The sequence below is a fragment of the Thalassotalea litorea genome, from assembly GCF_005843925.1.
Lineage (GTDB): Bacteria > Pseudomonadota > Gammaproteobacteria > Enterobacterales > Alteromonadaceae > Thalassotalea_A > Thalassotalea_A litorea_A.
In genome coordinates this window covers 178,082-197,242 of the sequence record NZ_VCBC01000006.1, presented here as the reverse complement: position 1 = coordinate 197,242, position 19,161 = coordinate 178,082, and the positions used below count along the sequence as shown (strand labels likewise).

The window sequence follows — 19,161 nt, the reverse complement described above, 5'->3', positions numbered from 1 at the left end:
AGCTTATGCGTCAGTTGTAGTGCCGGAATTAGCTTCCTGAGCAGCTTGCATATCGGCAGCACGCTTTTGAACATAGGAAGCGAACAGGGCATCAAAATTTACTGGTGCAAGATTCAATTGTGGGAAAGTACCACGAGCAACTAAGCTGCTGACCACTTCGCGAGCATAAGGGAATAATGTATTTGGACAGAATGAACCTAATGTGTGCGCGAGTTGTGGCTCTGGCATATTGCCAACGGTAAAGATACCAGCCTGTTGAACTTCGGCTAAAAACGCTACCTGCTCATCGATAGATGCGGTAACCGTAATTGCCAGCACAACCTCATAGGTATCATCGGCTAACTTGTTAGAACGAGTATCCAGATCCAGCTTAACTTCTGGCTTCCATTCTTTTTGGAAAATAGCTGGTGAGCTTGGCGTTTCAAACGATACATCTTTGGTGTATACGCGTTGAATTGCAAATGCTGGAGCGTCTTGTTCGTTTCCAGCGCCGTTTGCTACTGCTTGATTTTCTTCTGACATAATATTTACTTCCTAAATTGATTATCTTGTCGCTAAGCGACAACTTTTGTTTATTCGCTCAGCAGTGTGTCTAGTTGTCCCTGATATTCCAAGGCCATCAGTTCATCACATCCACCGACGTGTTTATTATTGATAAAAATTTGCGGTACCGTATGGCGACCACCGCTTAGGTCCATCATTTCCGACCGACGGCCAGGTTCCAGATCTAAACTAATTTCTTCGAACGCCACTTGCTTGTGCGCCAATAATGCTTTTGCCCGATGACAATAAGGACAATAAGCACTGCTATATATGATTACTTTTGCCACCAGTTTCTCTTTATTTACTAATTGGTAAATTCGCTGCTTGCCATGCAGACAAGCCACCTTTGAGATAGCTCACCTTGTCAAATCCGGCTTTGCCAAGCTGATTTGCGGCCTTGATCGCCGTCATTCCTGCAGCACATACCACAATAATGGGCTTGTCTTTGTATTTTTCAAGGCTTACAAGGTCATTGCCGTTAATTTTTTCGGCCGTTAGGTGTTTAGAACCAAAAATATGGCCCTTTTTGAACTCTTTGTCGGCGCGAATATCGACAACCACACCATCTTCACGATTTACCAATAAAGTAAGTTCTTGAGTGCTTATTGGCTTCACTGTAGAGAATCGACTTTTCACGGAAGTGAAAATCAATAAAGTCGCAATTGCCAGCCATGCCATCGACAACATTGGGTGACTACCTAAAAATTCGACGTATTGTTCCATAACCTTTATGTTACCTGTATTAAAGATGCAAACGCCCGATGAGGCGGTCGCGATATCAGCAAAAGGCACAAGTATACCGTTTGCTTATAAAGAATCCAGTAAATGCATAAATTTGCGGTTGATCCAAGGTTCAATCTGGCTCTATGATACCAGTCCAGTGTACAATCATCCCTCGCAACAATTGTTAACCCGGTTCAATCAGATTAAGGTAAGTCAATGAGTAACAAGAAATCTACGGTATTAATCATCCTTGACGGATGGGGTTATCGAGAGAATCAAGATTCCAATGCGATTTCCCATGCCAATACGCCCGTTATGGATGGTTTAATGGAAAACTGCCCAAACATGCTTATTGACACGTCGGGAATGGCAGTGGGCTTACCCGATGGTCAAATGGGCAATTCTGAAGTTGGTCATGTAAATCTTGGTGCCGGCCGTGTGGTATATCAAGACTTCACCCGAATCACCAAATCAATCGCCGACGGCGAGTTTAACGATAACCCTGCACTGGTGAACAGCATTGACCAAGCCGTAACAAACGATAACGCGGTTCATGTCTTCGGTCTATTATCACCTGGCGGTGTCCACAGCCACGAAGAGCATATATTTGCTTTATTAAAAATGGCTAAGCAACGCGGCGCCAAAAAAGTCTACCTACATGCATTTCTTGATGGTCGAGATACACCACCTCGCAGCGCACTGGCGTCTTTACAAAAGGCGGAAAATGTCTTTAATGAGCTAGGCAACGGACGAGTTGCTTCCATTATTGGTCGCTATTACGCCATGGATCGCGACCAACGTTGGGAACGTGTTGAAAAAGCCTACGATCTAATGGTCAGCGGTAAAGGTGAGTACACCGCCGATAATGTCACACAAGCCTTAGAAAACGCCTACCAACGTGACGAAAACGATGAATTTGTCAAAGCCACGGCAATTATTGAAGACGGTAAAAGCGTCAAAATTGAAGATGGCGATGCGATGATTTTCATGAACTTCCGTGCGGATCGCGCGCGTCAATTTAGCCGCTGTTTTACCGAAGTAGGTTTTGACGGTTTTCAGCGCCAAGAAACACCAGCAATTAGCAATTTTGTAATGTTGACGGAATATGCGGCTGATATCGATGCCGCAATCGCCTTTCCTTCGGAAGACTTACAAAACGTACTTGGCGAATGGCTTGAAAAGCATAACAAGACTCAACTAAGAATTTCCGAAACTGAGAAATATGCGCATGTCACCTTTTTCTTTAGCGGTGGCCGCGAACAAATGTTTAATGGCGAAAAGCGCGAACTCATCCCATCTCCACAAGTAGCAACTTACGATTTGCAACCAGAAATGAATTCTGAATTATTGACGGACAAGCTTGTCGGTGCAATTGAAAGTGGTGACTATGACTTTATCGTTTGTAACTACCCAAATGGTGATATGGTCGGTCATACTGGCAACTTCGATGCTGCCGTGAAAGCCTGTGAAGCGGTTGATAGCTGTATTGGTAGAGTCGTGACTGCATTGAAAAATAGCGGCGGCGAATGCTTGATTACTGCCGACCATGGTAACGCTGAAATGATGGTCAACACAGACTCAGGTCAGGCTCATACTGCCCACACCTGTGAACCAGTACCGCTCATTTACGTAGGTCGCGACGCAACGCCGGCTGCATCAGGTACCTTGAGCGATATCGCACCAACTGTTTTAACATTAATGGCAATGGAGCAGCCAGAAGAAATGACTGGGACTCCATTGATGCAGCTTAGTGACTAACGCTGTTGTGAATCTGCTCAAGAAAACCTTCGGCATTTGCTTTATGTCGAAGGTATTTCATATCATGCTAATGTCGTTTGCGCTTATCAGCTCTGCGGCTCATACGCAGGCCTCGGCACAAGATAATACCACCAAGCAAGAACTTGATGATGTTAAGCAACAAATCGTTGCCGAAAAGCAGTCGCTCACGAAAGGCAGCAAAGCACAGCAAGAACTGCAACAAAAGCTGAGAAAAGATGATTTGGCCATTGCCGCCAATGCACAAAAAATCAATGCCATTGTCGAAGATAAAAAACACGTTGAGAAAAAGTTAAGTGAGCTGACAGCACAACAAGCAGCGCTTAACAGTAAAAAACAGCAACAAGAGCAGGTGTTAGCAGAACAAATCCGCAGTGCTTATTATGCCGGACATCATGACTACCTGAAGCTCTTACTCAATCAGCAAGACCCAAATCAGGTGAATCGAAACCTCACCTATTATCAGTATCTCAATGATGCGCGCATTGAAAGTATTGATGATTACAAGTCGGTGATAAAGGCACTACTTGATGTCGAACAGGAACAGCGACAGCAAGCGGAAAAACTATCGAAACTAATCGCCGAGCAGCAACAGCAGAAACAAGCCTTACAAGGCAATCGCCAGCAACGGGCAGCCACGCTCAAGCAAATCAATTCCGGCATACTTTCATCCAAGCAGCGTTTAAACAAACTTGAAGAAGAAGAGAAATCGCTGATCCAGGCGATAGCGCGCTTGCAGGCAATGCAAGAGCAGGCCTGGGAACTAAACGGGCTAAGCAAGCTAAAAAATAAATTACAATGGCCGGTTCAGGGTCGCATCACCCATGCTTACGGAAAACGTAAACAGGGTTATTTACGCTGGAAAGGCGTATTAATGCGAGCGCCAGCAGGACAAAGTGTTTATACCATCCACAATGGTACTGTGTTATTTGCCGACTGGCTTAAAGGATATGGCTTGGTTGTCGTTATTGATCACGGAGAAGGGTATATGAGCCTTTATGGCCATAATCAAACCTTATTAAAGAATGTCGGCGATCGTGTCGAAATCGGCGAACCAATCGCACTCGTAGGGCAATCAGGTGGGCAAAATCAAGCCGGTCTTTATTTTGAAATTCGCCACAAAGGCAAGCCGGTAAACCCTAAACACTGGTGCAAATAAAAAGAATAAGTCTATAAATAACAAGCTTTTAGACAAAGCCTTAAAAAATTGCCGTGTTTTCGTCGATTTTGCCTGACTTTATTGTTATCCTGCTGTTAATAAGACATTAAAATAATAAGAATTTTTATTGTGCGCTTACTATTTTCCCTAGTATTTTTATTGCCTTTTTCTGTTTTGGCAGCCCCTCAGGAAACAAAGAAAGTAGCCATTGTTATTGATGACATAGGTTACCGACATACCGACAGGGCGGCTCTACTATTACCAAGGCAAGTCGCTTTTTCAGTATTGCCACATACGCCTCATGGTCAAGAACTGGCCAAGAAAGCATGGCAACAGCAACGAGAAATCATGTTGCATGTGCCGATGGAATCTATCAAAGGATTAAACCCCGGCCCTGGCGCATTAACGTCAACGATGTCCGAACAACATATCCAGGATTCATTGCAGGCGCAAATTGAGGACATCCCGCACGTTATCGGCATTAATAACCATATGGGCAGTCGGTTGACACAAATGTCGCAACCCATGGCTTCAACAATGAAGTTTTTGAAAGCGAATGACCTGTTCTTTCTGGACTCTAGAACCAGTAAATTTTCCCAGGCAGAGCTTGTGGCACAGCAATATGGCGTCCCTACCCTGCACCGCAAACTTTTTCTCGACAACAAACTGGATGAATCGTACATCGAAAACCAGTTTAGAAAACTGGTTAACATCAGTCAGCGTGATGGTATCGCCATTGCGATTGCTCACCCCCATCCAAAAACATTGAAAGTATTACACCGGTTGCTGCCCACTCTGGCGGCACATCAAATCGAGCTGGTACATATATCCTCGCTTGTCCACCCGGTAGAAGAATCAACTCTAATGGTTAAAAATGCTTCCGATACGAGTGAAAAAAAGACAAAAGAAAAGGCTACTGAGTAGCCTTTTCATTCATTGTATCCTAGGGTTTCTTTAACTTAACTTTTGTTATCAAGTAGTTTAAGAACCCTATCTTTTTTCTCGCTCGTTGCCAGCGTTGCTAATATCTGCTCTGATTCGCTCAGCTTATTTAAATAAATCAAAACCTCGGCATAGTGCAACAAAATTTCCTCATTATCCGGCAAGGCTTCTTTCGCCTCGATCAGTAAGGATTCTGCAGTATCGTATTGCCCCATCTTCATATGGGCGACGGCTAGCGTATCCATCACCTGAGGTTGCTGAGGTGCTAATTGCGCCGCTTTTTTCGCACTGTCCAGGCCTAGTTCATATTGTCCAGCCTGAATTGCCGACCAGGCGAGATTATTCATGACCACAAAACTATCTGGATAACGATCGGCAATTTCCTGATACAAGGTAACCGCTTGTTTAGGATTTGATTCGCTCGTCAGTTCCGCTTTCAGATTTTTCAATGCCAGATTGGTATCGTCTTTTTGCAATGCACCATTGACCACATTTACGGCGGTATCATATTCCCCTAGACGCTGAAGTATTTGCGCATAAAGAAAGCTATTGGTAGCACTGGGTTGGCGCTGATGCAATGGCTGAGCATATTCCTTAGCAGTGTCGTTTTCATTCATTTGATAGTGGAATTTTGCACGTAATTTCAAGTAACCCACTTCGTTGACTTCGCTGGGATCTATCTCTTCAATCACACCTCGGGCACGCTCATACGAATTCGATAGCAGCAAATAATTTGCTTCAACTAATTTAAGATTTTCCTGTTGGGGGAATCTTTCCTGCGCTTTTTTTACCTGAGTATAGGCTTGTTGATATTTCTTTTGCATTTCCAGCGTGTACAGGTAGCCTTGATAGGCATCGAAGTTATCCGCATTATTTTCTATCTGCGCTAAGTACAGATTTTCAGCGCGTTGATATTGTTTATCGGCGAGCGCCATTTTTGCGTAAACACGAAAATACACATCCGGATTATTTTCTTTATTGGCCATGCTTGCCAATAACGCCAGACCATCGCCACGTCGACCGACATTTTCCAGGGCTTTAGCCTGAGCAATTTTGAGATTTACCTGTTCAGGATTTTCCTTGGCCAGGTCTTCTAAAAATTCGATAACGACAGTTTTATCATCGAGATTATTGGCGTTGGAAATAATCAAATCCAAGCCACCGCGGTGATCAGGTTGATTGACAAGTAATGTCTCCAGACGCTCATGGGCTAGTTCAGCTTTATCATTTTGGATGTCATTCAACGCGAGGTTAAACAAGGCTCCAGGACTATTTTCAACCTTCTCTAAGGCAATATTAAACTCCTGATTCGCCTTATCATTCTGAGCTTGAGCCCGGTAAACAACACCTCTGGCTAAATAACCCTGATCACTTTCCGGCTTTTGCTTGACCCAATCTTCAGCAATATCCATTGCCTCTCGATAGTTTTTACTTTTTACATAGTTCAGCAACAGGGTCAGTCTTGCTTGATCAAACTCTGGGTCCAGTTCCAACGCACGCTTTAAATCGTCAATCCCGGTGTCATCCTGTACCGATAATTTCAATGCACCACGCTGGCCTAGTGTCTGTGAATCATTAACGTCCATCTCATCCAGTTTTTCGATATATTTACTGGCCTGAGATGTATCCCCTTTGCGAATCAAAGCCTGAGAAGTGTTGGCCACTAACGCAAAGTCCTGAGCCGTAATTTCATCAAGTTGTTCGATACTGGCGACTGCTTCGTCAATGTAACCGAGTTTCAGTTTAACCGACGACAAGATGCGATTGCCGATATGGTTATCCGGGATATCATTTTCGATAATGCTCAGGTGACGATACGAGGATTCGTAATTATTAAGTCGGTAATTTGCGACACCTGCGATCAAGTTGGACTTAACCAACCCGGGTTGTGAGGTTAAGGCTACCGTTGCATGCTCAATGGCGGGTTTATATTCGCCTTTGAGTGTCAACAGTTCGGCCTTGTATTCGTTCGCAATTGGTGAATTCTGGTACGTTGCCAATAAGTTATCCACCTGTGTCTCCGCGACATCCAAATTCTGATTACGGATCAATACATGGATATAGGAAAGTTGGGCAAGATAATTAAATGGATACGTCTCGACATAGTCTTTGTATGTATCTGCGGATTTTTGCAATTGCTGGTCCATGCGATACAGGTTGGCTAGAATTAGCGTCGCATCCTTAAACTCAGATTGTTCGCTACGTAATTCAGCGACCATTTCGATCGCCTGGGGCAATTGATCATTATGGGCCGCAAACCAAGCCTGACTCAATTTATAGTAGAAGTCTTTATTCGTTTCATTGGTGATAACTTTAGAAAGTATTTCCAACCCAGATTGCATGTCGCCAGCCATCGACATGGAAATTCCCGCAAGGGTCTGAATTTCTTGTTGTACCGCAGGGCTCAACTGGATTGCAGTATCAACGCTTTCCTTAACCGCATCATAATCGAGAAGAAAGATATTGGTACGGGCAAGTAATGGCAGGATTTCATCGGCATCATAGTTTAGATCCAAGGCGCGTTGCAGCTCTTTCTGAGCGCCTTGCAAAGAGCCATTAAGGAGGTAGGTTTTGCCCAAAAGCAATCGAGCTCTACCACTGGTTGGCGCTACCTTCACCGCATTTTTTAACTCGATACTGGCGGCTTGGTAATTCTGTTCATCAATCAGCTGCAGGGCACTGTCTATATATTCCTGCTCAGTCTTATCGGGCTGACACGCTGCCAGTGATAATAGACAAATCATCAGGAAAATCAGAGAGTTAAACTTTGTTTTCATTATTCTTCCTTGTCAATACTACGATAAGTAGTTGATTTATAGACTGAACAACATAATCAGCAACACTCGACTTTAGTATAGGTGAAAAATAAAAATGTATAGTTTTGATTTTCATATTGCCAATGAATGATCTACAAGAGGAATTGTATGTTCATTACTAATGAATAAAAATGTCCCGGCAATATGCCTAGATATTTCCATCATTGTGAACTAAAAATAAAAAGACTAGTTAAATCGGATTTCTTGTCACATGATGGAAAATAACAATAAGCTGAATACGTTAACTGATCCCGAAAAATCGGCTTCTGATCCAGTCTTCATTGTTGGTTGTCCTCGATCTGGGACGACATTATTGCAAGTTAAATTGTCAGCGATTGATGATCTTGCGATCCCTCCGGAAGACGATTTCATCCTCCGTTTCTACTATTTGATGGATCAGGATTGCAATAAATACCTGAGTAACGATGATATAGATTTGCTGCTCGATGACTTGTTCGAGCACGACAATAACACTTTTAGTCAATGGCACGTTAAACGAACACAGATAGAGAAATGCATTGGTGAATATACGCAACTCAACTTGCGACAATTCATTGAGTGTATCTATCGTGCCTTTTTAAATCGATTAGAGAATAAACGACGCTGGGGTTGCAAAGTCCCCTACTTTGCCGCTCACATTCCGGTTTTACATAAAATATTCCCTAATGCACGATTTATTCACATTGTTCGTGATGGCCGTGCAGCCTATCAATCTATGCTAGAGAGACGTTTTCACCCTAATGCACGTCAGTACCCTAGATCGCCATTTAATATTGCCTGGCAATGGCAAAAATTTGTGTCGCTGGCACACAATGCCAGCACTAATTTGAATGAACAGTTTTTAACGATTCATTATGAAAGCCTGCTGGAAAACCCTGAGCAAATCTATTTGCAGCTCGCCAATTTTTTGCAGGTTGAGGAAAGTCAGCTCAATCAAGACTATTATCAAAATATCCTTGATAACCAATTGATCAGGCAAGATAACATCGAGTTGTACGTAAAGCCTAAGATAGATGCCAGTAAAGCACAGCGATGGCAAAAAGAGCTAAGTCAGTATCAAGTGGTGTGTTTTGAAGCGGTCGCAGGAAAAACACTGGTTGAGATGGGTTATCCATTATCGAGACCACCGATATTCATGTTTAAAAAATGGTTTATTGGATTGATGGCCCAAAGCTATTTGTCCTTAAGAAACTGTAAACAGTGGTTGAAAAATAATGTTTTGCAATCAGGCATATAAATATAGAAGGATCTGACACCACCCCATGGAAGCTAATCTAAAATTTGACTACCGCCCCTTGTATATATTGCTGGCTTTACTGTCTTTGGTAGCCCTGCTAAACACCCCAATTCTTACGACGTTGTGGCGTCATAGTTTTGATGATGGGACTTATTCCCACGCTTACCTGATCCCATTGATATCCGGCTACTTATTTTATGATGGCTGTCGGCGAGGTGAACTCGAGCTAAGAAATCATTTTTCCAAAATTGCGTTGGCTATGCTGTTGTTTTCTTGTCTATGTATGATTATTACAGTTAGAGCACAAATTAGTATTGGTTATTGGCTTAGCTTTATTATGATTTTAACAAGCGCCAGTCTGATGGTATTCAAGGCGCGATTAGCGGTAATTTTTCCTACCGTATATTTGATTTTTCTATTACCGCTTTGGGGTTCTCTTACGGGAGGGCTGCAGGATATGTCGGTCGCCGCAGCAAGCTTTTTACTACAGTTCACCGATATACCATTTTTCGTACAAGATCAGTTTATCAGCCTACCCGCGGGAAATTTTGAAGTTGCAAATGGTTGCAGCGGCCTGAGGTACCTCCTTGTATCATTGGCGATCAGCAGCTTGTATGTATTTCTCTACATTCGTAACTATCGCTCCGCTGCAATCTTTATCGGGTTTGCAATAATCGGCGCGTTAGTAACCAATTGGATCCGCATTGTTAGCCTTATCTTGATCGGTCAATATACCAATATGGAGAGTGAGCTTATGACCGACCATAATAATTTTGGTTGGTATCTGTATGTCCCTTTTATGATCATTCTCTTTTATCTGGGCAATAAGCTTGCTGACCAAAATGAAGCGACACAACCAGCAGTTGTTGCAACGGGTAAAGTCAACAAAATCGCAATACTTTCTACCTTAATTCTCCTATTGATAAGCTCTTCATACTTATTGTTGGCGAACAGAACTGAGGTTCTCAGCAGCGAAGAATATCCCGCAACACCAAGCGCGGATATTAAATTTTATTCCAGTTTTAGTGAGCAACCTCTAAACGGTTTTGAAACTTCCGGAATTGAACAAACTTATCGATTTTACTGTAGAGATCTCGATTGCAAACCCAGCTATTACGACAATGAAATTTTACCTGCCGGTTGGCAAGTATTGCAGTTTCGCGACCATAAAAAATATGCGGAATATATCTTGCAAAAAGGCCGTAAACAAGCGCATTTGCAACTCTGGTATCAACGTGAAGATTTTCAAACCAGTAATGTTAGAAGCTTTAAATTAATGCGAATTAAATCGCTGCTTTCCTCCGCCAAGGCAGATCAGCTAACCTGGCAATTTAGATATTGTGATATGGAATGTGAACCATTACTGGTCAAAGACAATTAATTAGAAACGAAAACATTAAGGTGAGCCGTTAGCGGTTTTGCGCAGGCTGGGGATGAACCATTTCATAGTTTTGCCAAGAACAAAGCAACTTTTACGCTCTAGTCCTCGCATTTTACCGCCGGCGGTCATTAATGACAGATAGATAAAGCATGACAATGTACCTGGATATTGACGATATAACTGCCTGTGTTTTCTTAACATTTGCCAGGCCCCGGCAATGATTTTATGACCATTTGAAGTCGTATTTCCATGATCCATGCGACGTAACTTAATTAAACATTGATTAATGAAACCCACCTGATAACCCGCTACAGCTAATCGTAATGTAAGCTCCTGATCTTGTTTACAACGAAATTTTACATCAAATAGATTGATATCGAGCAAAGCCTGACGTCTGATAACAAAGGCACTAGGCAGGATATGGGTATCGATTAACATATCTTCAATTTGTAAATTGCCTGGCTTATTCAAATAGGTATTTTGAATACCTTGCTGATTGAATGTGCATACGCCGACATGGCAGCCATCGAATTGTGGATTATCGGTCAGGAACTTTACTTGCATCGCAAGCTTATTTTCCAGCCATACATCATCAGCATCCAGGAATGCGATCCAAGTGTGGACCGCTGCGCTAATACCGGCATTTCTTGCTGCCGCCGAGCCTAGATTTTGAGGCAGATGAATCACAATGATATCGTCAAATTGGTCCAGATAGGCCTGAGACTTTGCATCTTTCCCATCATTTACGACAATAATTTCAGCCGCTGGATGACTTTGTCGTCGAACGGACTCAAGTGCTTCAGGGAAGTACTCGTAGTCCCGAAAAAAAGGTATAACCACACTAACTTGCATCCTGACTCCTATTACAAAGTAACCAATGGACTCAACCTGACATTGAGTGATTCTGCAGCTTAACCCCTGCTAAATTGCTCTCTGTGTCGCATAGCGACACAAACTACGTGGCAACGCTACAGTCAAGTTGCAAAACTCAGGCCAGCATCGTGAAGTCTGTAAATTCAATCACTTAGGAGTAATGTTGAATGACCCAGGACAATAGATGTAAAAAAAATCAACAAAATTTGAGCCGGTATTACCGACAACATTTGATGGTCGTGCAAAGTCAATTGCGTTTATGGCAGGAAACGCTTTGAGTGTTCCAGGGGATCCTTCAAGGGTTCATTAATCGGGTTAAACCAATTATAAATACGCGCGGCGGCACCGGTAATTTTATTCGCGACCGGAATTGGCAAATACAACCAGCGACAAATCAGGAATATGCGACGACGAAATACCCATAAGTACATAGCGTCTTCGGAATAAAAATTTAACCCCCAACGTCGCTCAAACTCTCGAGCGGAAGACCAGCAACGTTTTTTCGACCAACGATGGAAGAAATAACGCATATCGCTTAATTCCATGCGAGTGCCCAAATTATCAAAAATGACGACTGAATGGGGTTGTGAAAGAATTAATTTACCTAGGCGATGCAACTGCAATCCAATATCTATATGTTCGCGAATCACCATGTCTGGAATATCCAGACTTTGTAATATACTGGTGCGGAACAACACTCCGTGTAATTCGAACATATCCGATGGGCGAATCTCTTTCGGCAATGCCTCCGGTAAACTGCGCCGAAAACTCTTTGATTCAATTAAATACTCAACACCAGAAACATCAATGCTACGAATTTCATTGGTATACAGATGGGTGCGCAGCATCGCACCTTGATCGACCCCTTCTTTTTCCAAAGTTAATGGATTCACAACAGCAACCGCATCATCCTTAACAACTTCCAGCAAAGGAGGCAGCCACCCTTCGGTTACCTGGGAGTCATTATCAAGCAACATCGTGAATTCACTATCGATGCGGTCTCGAATTTTAGTAATCGCACGCATCGGTGTCATTAACCCCAAATTCATAATGCGAGCATTATCATAAGGTGTCAGTAATTCTTCAATCTGATCGCGCAATCCATTCGGGTACCCCAAATCCAACACCATCAATTTAAACGGCATTGGTGTGTGCTTATAGACAAGACGAATGCATTCCAATACTCCAGAATATCGGTCTCTTGGTGAAATAACTATCGTGACCATAATTTGCTCCAGATTGACACTTTGGAGGTAATCAATTCATCAAAAATTAGCTGATAACGATTGATCATGTGTTTGAGCAAAAACTTTTGGTGTATTCTGGTAAACCCTTTTTCACCAAGCGACTGGCGAATGCTTTTATCCCCCTCAAGTGCCTCGATCGCCGCAGCGATTTCTTTGGATTGCCCAGGCTTAACCAACAACCCCGTCTGGTTGTTTAAGATAATCTCTTTGATACCGCCAACACTTGTCGCAATCACCGGTTTGGCAAACGAACCCGCTTCAATAAATACTAAGCCAAAGGCTTCTTCCAAGGAGGGTTGAACAAAAATATCACAAGCCTGCATCCACTCATCAGCAATATCCGTCTGGCCGATAAAGTGCACTCTTTCCTGCAATTGATGTTTTGCCACCCGCTTTCTCAAAGCTAGTTTTTCACCTTCTTCGCCGGAGCCAGCGATATATAAATGTACCTTGGGATTATCGAGGTATTGCAACGCGTCAATCGTATGATGATGGCCTTTAATCTCGCCAAGGTGCCCTAAGCTAAATAAAACAAAAACATCGGCAGGAATTTTTAGCTTTTTACGCAATAATAAACGTTGCTCATCTCCCACTTTCTGGGTTTTTTCAACGCCACCATGAACAACCTGAGTTTTATCTGAAGGAATCGATAATTGCTCAATTAATTTATTTTGTCTGTCCTGAGAAACCGCGACAAAAGAATCGACGAGGAAACGTAAACAAAAATTTAATAACGATGGTCGATATTTTTTTAAATCTGAACGATGCATGGTCGCGACGATGGGCGTGCGAGTCAGCTTACAGGCTAATCCCGCATAAAACTGAGTATATTCGCAATGGGCATGTACGACATCAATACTTTCTTGGCGAATAATATCGATAAGCTGCAAAACTAATGAAAAATTGTAGCCTTGGTGGCGAGGAATCACGCAAATATCATCAATTTTCAGCGCTCTTTCTGGCGCCTTGAGTGAATAGGGATAGACTTTCATTCCCTCTTTACGCAGCCCTAACACTGTGTCAACGAAGCGCACAGTACGTCCTCCTTTATCAAGGGACTGAACAATCTCCAAAATATTCATTTGTTATATCCTTATTGATCCCATAATTATTAATAGTTGCTCAGATTTATTTGTCAAATCTTAGGTTTTTTCTATAGTTAGGTTATAACAAGCAAAGAAGCATGAGCATGCCAAATAAAACCAATAAGCTATCCGTATTACACATGGTATCCAGTCTATTGATTGGTGGAGCGGAACGATTCGTGCTGGATTTATGCCAACAGCAGCGCAACGATGGCATCCAAACAAAGATATTCTCATTTGGACAGCAGGACGACCCTCTGGTCAGTGAGTGCCATAATTTGGGTTTGGATGTGGTGTTTAATCGGGGATACAAATTTTTTTCCTTGATACGCCTGCATCATATCTTGCGTAAAGTCGATGTGATTCACATTCATTCTCCCCACGTATTAAAATTCATCGCACCGATTTTGCCACTAATCGGTAAACCAAAAATTATATATACGCGCCATGGTGCGGCGCCACTTGATAATCCAACGTGGCAACTACTGCATAAATATTGCGAAAAATACATCCACACCATAACCTTCGTCAGCGAAGAGAGTCAGCAGATATTTAGCACTCACCACGGATGGCATAATAAACAGAAGTGGGTAATTGATAACGCGGTTCTCTTGCCTGAAATTACCGCGAGTAAGGATATTCATAACGAGACTCTGGCGCTTGGATCGGTAGGTCGTATGATTGATATTAAGAATCAAATTAATCTGCTAAAGGCTTTAGTGAAGCTTTCAACAGAAGACCAGAAAAAAATCAGCGTTCATTTTTTCGGCGACGGACCTTGCCTTAATCATTTACAGCGTTTTAAAGAAGAGCATCTGCCCAATGCTAATGTTGTTTTCCACGGAATTATTAATCAACGGGATAAAATTTACTCCACGTTTGACGTATTAGTCGTCACATCCGAAACCGAAGGGTTGTCCTTGGCCATAATCGAAGCAATGGCAAGTGAATGTGCTGTAATTGCGACGGACGTCGGTGGCAACCCCAGGCTGGTATCTCATGAAAACACCGGCTGGTTATTTGACTATGATGACAGTAATTCATTGGCGAAAATTATTGAAACCTGCATTAATGACCGAAAAACTGTATCCGAATATGCGAATCGCAGTAAAACGATGATTGAAGAAAATTTTTCACTAAAAAACTGCGCTAATAAATATAAACAACTGTATCTTAACTAGCGTCGACCACCGATGCTTTGGGGTCACTAATCAGTATCGCCTCACTTCGCTGGCGTCTTCTCGGCTTTAGTGCGTTCATACTCATCCAGTTCAGCCAGTTTCCAGGACAGATTTCCCGTCGAATGAAACCACCAGTTAAACTTTCTCAGAGGCTTGATTCGCCAACTATTTTTCTTCTTATCAACACCAAGACTGGCACGGCAACTCAGTAACAAATTTTCCATCGTGTCTTTGTAGAAACTTTGATCTTGTTGCAATTGCAGGGCCAAATACCGAGCGCTAACGACAAGTCCGGCAACGTCGCATGCATGCTGCATATCTGAATAGGCCATTGGGTCTTCAAATTTAGAGCTTTGCGCAAATATCAGATACTTCGGCACGGTTAGACCTTTGATCTTGCCTTTGGGTGCCAAATAGCTTCCTTGCTCGACAACGTTTTTTCCAAATGCACTAATCAACTGTGCCGCTTCAGGCATTTCTGTCATCCGCCATAACTTCCACAATTGATGCGCCAAAAGAGCATTCATCCAGGGCGAACAAACCAGAGTATTATCACTTTTCCCTTCGTGAACCCGATAGGGATGGGCAAGGCAATTTAGATTTTTGTTTTGCGATGTTTGAAGCGTGCGCATCGATCCTTTGATCAATGCCTCTATACGAGTAAAGCTTTCGACGCTTTGCGTTAATTCCCACAGCGATATGGCATTGGCTAATGCCACCGACAGATTTCTTTCCGTCCAGAACGTCAAACCCAGTTGATACTGAGCAGGCCAGCGCAGGCTGTTTTGATAAAATTGATGGATCAGTTCCGCCGTATCGTTCGACGGATAAAACTGATAATCGATAAGCATGCCCGGAGCAAGCAGGTATTTTATATCGTTGCCCTTCTTTAGAGAAAAATAACCAAACTCATTAATGTGGCTACGATAAACCTGAGCAGAAACATGGGCCATTTGTTTAAAGTACAAATCACCCGTTTGAAAATATAGCTGATAAAGCACATAAACCCGATCGTAAAGCCAAGGTGCGGAAGTGGTATAGTTTCGCTTTACTTTCGGATCCTGATTCACCGTTTCCATATCTGCCAATTGATAACCGAACTGACGATAGGCAAAATCAAACCAGGACGGTGGGCCACTTTGCTGGGTTTGCAAGGGCGCATATAAAGCATTTTCCAACCATCCCGAAGAATATGACACATCGATAAGTGTTGCGGGGGTTTCTTTCCAGGGTTTTATTTTTTCTTTTGATTGTTGATCAAATCGCAGCTGCAACATATCGCCTTTTTTTACCGGCTCCTGCAATTTCACGATTAATGCACGTATTGAATCTGACGCCTTGTCCGCATTTGGCCAAAGCAATGTATAGGAAAATTGGACACCTTTAACCGGGGTGAATTTATCTTGGCTGTACTTTTGCAGCTGCAAGCTCGAATGCAAAAAAATTTTATTGCGAGGCACAGGTATCGTGAACTGGTTGCCAGAGTTGGCCGATAAAACTTCCAGCCTCAAGGGCTGTTCGGCAATGGCTTTAAGGGACGACAAACTGAATAAGATGGCAAATAGCCACAACCATAAATGCTTCATAACACTTCACTTAATCTCTTGTTATTAATAGTAAATATTAGCGCTTAACAATTAAGTTTAGTCGAATTCAGCGAGAATAAAGTCGCTGTAAAATAAATCGACAAATTAATTGGGGTATTTGTGAAATTGCATCTATAACTATGTTAGGAGTATTAGTCGAGTCATGGTTTTGGATTGTAGAATAATAACGACGACCAAAGGGTTTGATGAGTTACGTGGGACATGGGATGCCCATATGATCAAGCTACCTCATTTAAGCTTTTTTCTGGATTTCAACTGGTTAAATATCTGGTGGCATACCTATGCCGAACCAGAGGATCACCTATATATTATCCTTCTGTATGAGCACGACACCCTGCTAGCCATTGCACCGTTTTATATTAAAGATGATACGCTGCGACTACTCGGGACAGGGGAAGCTGAGCATGAAGAAGTTGCTAGTGAATACTTGGATATTTTATGTGCGCCAAAACACTATCAACGAGTCTCCGATTGCCTGGCAGATACGCTGATGGACTGCCTGTTCGCGTCACAAAACTCTGTTCAGCCCTATTGCCAAAAACCTGAAACGCCGGTTAGCCATATTGTTCTGGACAATTATCTACAAAATAGTTGTTTGATGTTATTTGCCAAGAGAATCAGTCGCTTTTTTTTCCATTCAAGTCGCTGCGTCGGTAAAGCCTATTCGTGCCAACTACCCGCAGATAATGAACAATACCAGCAACAACTGTCGCCATCGTTTCGAAAAAAAATGAATCGACATAAGAAGCAATGGCAAGAACAATTGCAGGGTGAATTTAAGTCTTACCGCTATCTTTCCGACTTCGATGAAGGGCTTTCCCATTTAACGTCATTGCATCAGAGGCGCTGGCAGGCGCAAGGCAAAAAAGGTGTATTTAGTGCGCAGAGATTTACCGAATTCCACAAACGTTTTATGGAGCAGGCGCTACGACGAAATTGGCTGGAATTATGGGTTTTATTTGCCCGTGGCAAAGCAATATCAGCAATCTATGCTATAAACTATAATGAGACTTGTTATTTCTATCAAAGCGGTTTGGATACGGATTTTAAACCCAACCTGTCGCCCGGATTTTTGTCTCATTTCCTGTTAATTGAACACTGTATTAAGCGCCAATTAAAACATTATGATTTTATGAAAGGTGCTCAGGAAAACTCTTACAAGCAACACTTTGCAAATATTAATCGAGACTTATATCGATCTCAGCTGGCGATCAAAAAAGCCAGCAATCTGGGTTTTGCGATGAATAATAAATTAAAGCAAGCTAGGGACTTTTTGTTATGGAAAAACCAGTAAGCCTATACGATAAAAACAGCTCTCATATTGGCTTTTTCTTTTTATTTCTTTACACCATTGCCCTGTTTATTCGTCCTCAGGAATGGTCGTACAATCCCAATCCAACACCAATAGCTCGCTATCTGTTAATGATTGCTTTCGTCTTTTTCCTCGCGTCGCAGCGCCCCAAACAATGGGGTTACCAGTCTTGGTTTTTACTTGGGGTAATGTGTTTAATTCCCATATCCGGGCTGTGGAATGGCTGGCTTGGCGGCGGTATAACGGCAGCAACTGATTTCTTTATCTATGGTTTATTACCCTTTTTCATGTACGCTAGTCTGGTAAATTCGCCGTCGAAACAAAACTGGATATTTTTTCTCTTCACCCTGACCTGCGTCATTATGTTGCACCACGGTCTTAGCCAGAGAGCACACCCAGAAGGGATTGGCTGGTCAGGCGTCAGTTTAATTCAGGATACCCGAATTAGATATGTCGGGATTTTCAATGACCCCAACGATATGAGTATGTTTTTTCTAATGAATTTACCCATATTATTTTATCTTAGAGCCAACAGTCGAAGCTTTATCATGCGCTTGTTTTATCTCGCATTGGTTGGTGGTCTGCTTTACGGTATTTTCCTTGCGAATTCTCGCGGTGCGCTTATCGGTTTGATTTTCATGTGTCTGGCGTACTGCTTCTTTCAGTTTGGTACCGTCAAGGCCGCACTCGTATCACTGATAACCTTGCCCATAACCTTCATTGCAATGTCTCTCTTCAGGGAAATCAGTACCGATGAGGCCAGCGCTTATGGACGTATCGAAGCCTGGTATGAAGGCGTGCAAATGTTTAAAAGTAGCCCTTTATTTGGGGTTGGCATGAATCAGTTTATTGAGTTGCACCAACGAACGGCTCACAACTCCTATGTGTTGATTTTCGCTGAATTAGGGATCATTGGTTATACCTTATGGTTTACCACAATTGTTCTGACTGCGGTGATGCTTTTGAAAGTTGTAAACATTGATCGTGAGAAATACAAATCCCAATTGCAAAATGAAGCACTTCGTAAAAATGTGATGCTTGCCAAGTGTTATTTTTATTCACTCGTCGGTTTTATGGCGACATCCTTCTTTCTAAGTCGAAGTTATATTGTGTTCCTCTATATCTTTTTGGGCTTAGCATATTCTGTATATGTCCAAGTTCGAGATGAGATTCCGGAAGTCAGAATGAGTGAGGACCCGAAAGTTATCAGTAAGATCGCTTTTATGGCACCGGTTAGTATGTTCATCATGTATATGATTATTATCATCCTGCTCTAGCA

16 protein-coding genes are annotated in these 19,161 nt (G+C 42.5%); 8 read left to right on the top strand and 8 right to left on the bottom strand.

What is annotated here, in order from left to right; translation table 11 throughout:
* Positions 1-3: 3 nt before the first annotated feature.
* Genes secB through FE810_RS07695 form a run of 3 tightly spaced genes read right to left on the bottom strand, consistent with a single transcriptional unit; the run spans position 4 to position 1,266 of the window.
* Positions 4-522: a protein-export chaperone SecB gene (secB, locus tag FE810_RS07705; RefSeq protein ID WP_138319449.1), complete on the bottom strand. Its 519-nt coding sequence runs from the start codon at positions 520-522 to the stop codon at positions 4-6.
* A gap of 50 nt (positions 523-572) precedes the next feature.
* Positions 573-830 (bottom strand): glutaredoxin 3, encoded by a 258-nt coding sequence (gene grxC, locus FE810_RS07700; RefSeq protein WP_138319448.1) that lies wholly within the window; start codon positions 828-830, stop codon positions 573-575.
* Positions 831-840: 10 nt separating this feature from the next.
* The gene (locus tag FE810_RS07695; protein ID WP_138319447.1) at positions 841-1,266 is read right to left on the bottom strand and encodes a rhodanese-like domain-containing protein; all 426 of its coding nucleotides are present in this window, start codon (positions 1,264-1,266) and stop codon (positions 841-843) included.
* Between the two features lie 216 nt (positions 1,267-1,482).
* On the opposite strand from FE810_RS07695, the gene gpmI reads away from it, so the two are divergent.
* From gpmI to FE810_RS07680, 3 genes are all read left to right on the top strand, one after another.
* On the top strand, positions 1,483-3,024 hold the full coding sequence (gpmI, locus tag FE810_RS07690) for a 2,3-bisphosphoglycerate-independent phosphoglycerate mutase (protein ID WP_138319446.1): 1,542 nt from the start codon (positions 1,483-1,485) through the stop codon (positions 3,022-3,024).
* A 43-nt stretch (positions 3,025-3,067) separates the two neighbouring features.
* Complete coding sequence (locus FE810_RS07685) at positions 3,068-4,201, top strand: murein hydrolase activator EnvC family protein (protein ID WP_138319445.1); 1,134 nt, start codon at positions 3,068-3,070, stop codon at positions 4,199-4,201.
* A 129-nt stretch (positions 4,202-4,330) separates the two neighbouring features.
* Positions 4,331-5,125, top strand: a complete 795-nt coding sequence (locus tag FE810_RS07680; RefSeq protein ID WP_246036982.1) for a divergent polysaccharide deacetylase family protein — start codon at positions 4,331-4,333, stop codon at positions 5,123-5,125.
* Positions 5,126-5,160: 35 nt separating this feature from the next.
* Here the strand turns inward: FE810_RS07680 and prsT are convergent, their stop codons facing one another.
* On the bottom strand, positions 5,161-7,920 hold the full coding sequence (prsT, locus tag FE810_RS07675; RefSeq protein WP_138319443.1) for an XrtA/PEP-CTERM system TPR-repeat protein PrsT: 2,760 nt from the start codon (positions 7,918-7,920) through the stop codon (positions 5,161-5,163).
* 250 nt (positions 7,921-8,170) lie between these two features.
* On the opposite strand from prsT, the gene FE810_RS07670 reads away from it, so the two are divergent.
* Both FE810_RS07670 and xrt read left to right on the top strand, forming a co-directional pair.
* On the top strand, positions 8,171-9,196 hold the full coding sequence (locus tag FE810_RS07670; protein WP_138319442.1) for a sulfotransferase family protein: 1,026 nt from the start codon (positions 8,171-8,173) through the stop codon (positions 9,194-9,196).
* A 25-nt stretch (positions 9,197-9,221) separates the two neighbouring features.
* The gene (gene xrt, locus FE810_RS07665; protein WP_138319441.1) at positions 9,222-10,577 is read left to right on the top strand and encodes an exosortase; all 1,356 of its coding nucleotides are present in this window, start codon (positions 9,222-9,224) and stop codon (positions 10,575-10,577) included.
* Between the two features lie 15 nt (positions 10,578-10,592).
* On the opposite strand, the gene FE810_RS07660 is transcribed toward xrt, so the two are convergent.
* The 3 genes from FE810_RS07660 to FE810_RS07650 all read right to left on the bottom strand — a co-directional run bounded on the left by FE810_RS07660 (position 10,593) and on the right by FE810_RS07650 (position 13,779).
* Complete coding sequence (locus tag FE810_RS07660) at positions 10,593-11,429, bottom strand: glycosyltransferase family 2 protein (RefSeq protein ID WP_138319440.1); 837 nt, start codon at positions 11,427-11,429, stop codon at positions 10,593-10,595.
* A gap of 278 nt (positions 11,430-11,707) precedes the next feature.
* Positions 11,708-12,676 (bottom strand): glycosyltransferase family 2 protein, encoded by a 969-nt coding sequence (locus FE810_RS07655; RefSeq protein ID WP_138319439.1) that lies wholly within the window; start codon positions 12,674-12,676, stop codon positions 11,708-11,710.
* The gene (locus FE810_RS07650; RefSeq protein ID WP_138319438.1) at positions 12,664-13,779 is read right to left on the bottom strand and encodes a glycosyltransferase family 4 protein; all 1,116 of its coding nucleotides are present in this window, start codon (positions 13,777-13,779) and stop codon (positions 12,664-12,666) included. The genes FE810_RS07655 and FE810_RS07650 overlap by 13 nt, the downstream gene beginning before the upstream one ends.
* A gap of 107 nt (positions 13,780-13,886) precedes the next feature.
* On the opposite strand from FE810_RS07650, the gene FE810_RS07645 reads away from it, so the two are divergent.
* Positions 13,887-14,963, top strand: coding sequence for a glycosyltransferase family 4 protein (locus FE810_RS07645; protein WP_171022295.1), 1,077 nt, complete (start codon positions 13,887-13,889; stop codon positions 14,961-14,963).
* 41 nt (positions 14,964-15,004) lie between these two features.
* Here the strand turns inward: FE810_RS07645 and FE810_RS07640 are convergent, their stop codons facing one another.
* Positions 15,005-16,549 (bottom strand): hypothetical protein, encoded by a 1,545-nt coding sequence (locus FE810_RS07640; RefSeq protein ID WP_138319436.1) that lies wholly within the window; start codon positions 16,547-16,549, stop codon positions 15,005-15,007.
* 235 nt (positions 16,550-16,784) lie between these two features.
* Between FE810_RS07640 and FE810_RS07635 the strand changes: the two genes are divergently transcribed.
* Together FE810_RS07635 and FE810_RS07630 are read left to right on the top strand one after the other, a co-directional pair.
* Positions 16,785-17,864 carry a GNAT family N-acetyltransferase gene (locus FE810_RS07635; protein ID WP_171022294.1) on the top strand — a complete coding sequence of 360 codons (1,080 nt, stop codon included), beginning with the start codon at positions 16,785-16,787 and terminating at the stop codon, positions 17,862-17,864.
* Entirely contained in the window at positions 17,849-19,159 is a 1,311-nt protein-coding gene (locus tag FE810_RS07630) for an O-antigen ligase family protein (RefSeq protein WP_138319434.1), read from the top strand. The genes FE810_RS07635 and FE810_RS07630 overlap by 16 nt, the downstream gene beginning before the upstream one ends.
* Positions 19,160-19,161 lie beyond the last annotated feature (2 nt).

Excerpts from the sequence above, each read along its gene's own strand:
- xrt (WP_138319441.1), top strand. The coding sequence starts at position 9,222 with ATGGAAGCTAATCTAAAATTTGACTACCGCCCCTTGTATATATTGCTG.
- FE810_RS07660 (WP_138319440.1), bottom strand. The coding sequence starts at position 11,429 with ATGCAAGTTAGTGTGGTTATACCTTTTTTTCGGGACTACGAGTACTTC.
- FE810_RS07655 (WP_138319439.1), bottom strand. The coding sequence starts at position 12,676 with ATGGTCACGATAGTTATTTCACCAAGAGACCGATATTCTGGAGTATTG.
- gpmI (WP_138319446.1), top strand. The coding sequence starts at position 1,483 with ATGAGTAACAAGAAATCTACGGTATTAATCATCCTTGACGGATGGGGT.
- FE810_RS07650 (WP_138319438.1), bottom strand. The coding sequence starts at position 13,779 with ATGAATATTTTGGAGATTGTTCAGTCCCTTGATAAAGGAGGACGTACT.
- FE810_RS07695 (WP_138319447.1), bottom strand. The coding sequence starts at position 1,266 with ATGGAACAATACGTCGAATTTTTAGGTAGTCACCCAATGTTGTCGATG.
- FE810_RS07635 (WP_171022294.1), top strand. The coding sequence starts at position 16,785 with ATGATCAAGCTACCTCATTTAAGCTTTTTTCTGGATTTCAACTGGTTA.
- secB (WP_138319449.1), bottom strand. The coding sequence starts at position 522 with ATGTCAGAAGAAAATCAAGCAGTAGCAAACGGCGCTGGAAACGAACAA.
- prsT (WP_138319443.1), bottom strand. The coding sequence starts at position 7,920 with ATGAAAACAAAGTTTAACTCTCTGATTTTCCTGATGATTTGTCTATTA.
- FE810_RS07640 (WP_138319436.1), bottom strand. The coding sequence starts at position 16,549 with ATGAAGCATTTATGGTTGTGGCTATTTGCCATCTTATTCAGTTTGTCG.
- FE810_RS07630 (WP_138319434.1), top strand. The coding sequence starts at position 17,849 with ATGGAAAAACCAGTAAGCCTATACGATAAAAACAGCTCTCATATTGGC.
- FE810_RS07670 (WP_138319442.1), top strand. The coding sequence starts at position 8,171 with ATGATGGAAAATAACAATAAGCTGAATACGTTAACTGATCCCGAAAAA.
- FE810_RS07645 (WP_171022295.1), top strand. The coding sequence starts at position 13,887 with ATGCCAAATAAAACCAATAAGCTATCCGTATTACACATGGTATCCAGT.
- FE810_RS07685 (WP_138319445.1), top strand. The coding sequence starts at position 3,068 with ATGTCGAAGGTATTTCATATCATGCTAATGTCGTTTGCGCTTATCAGC.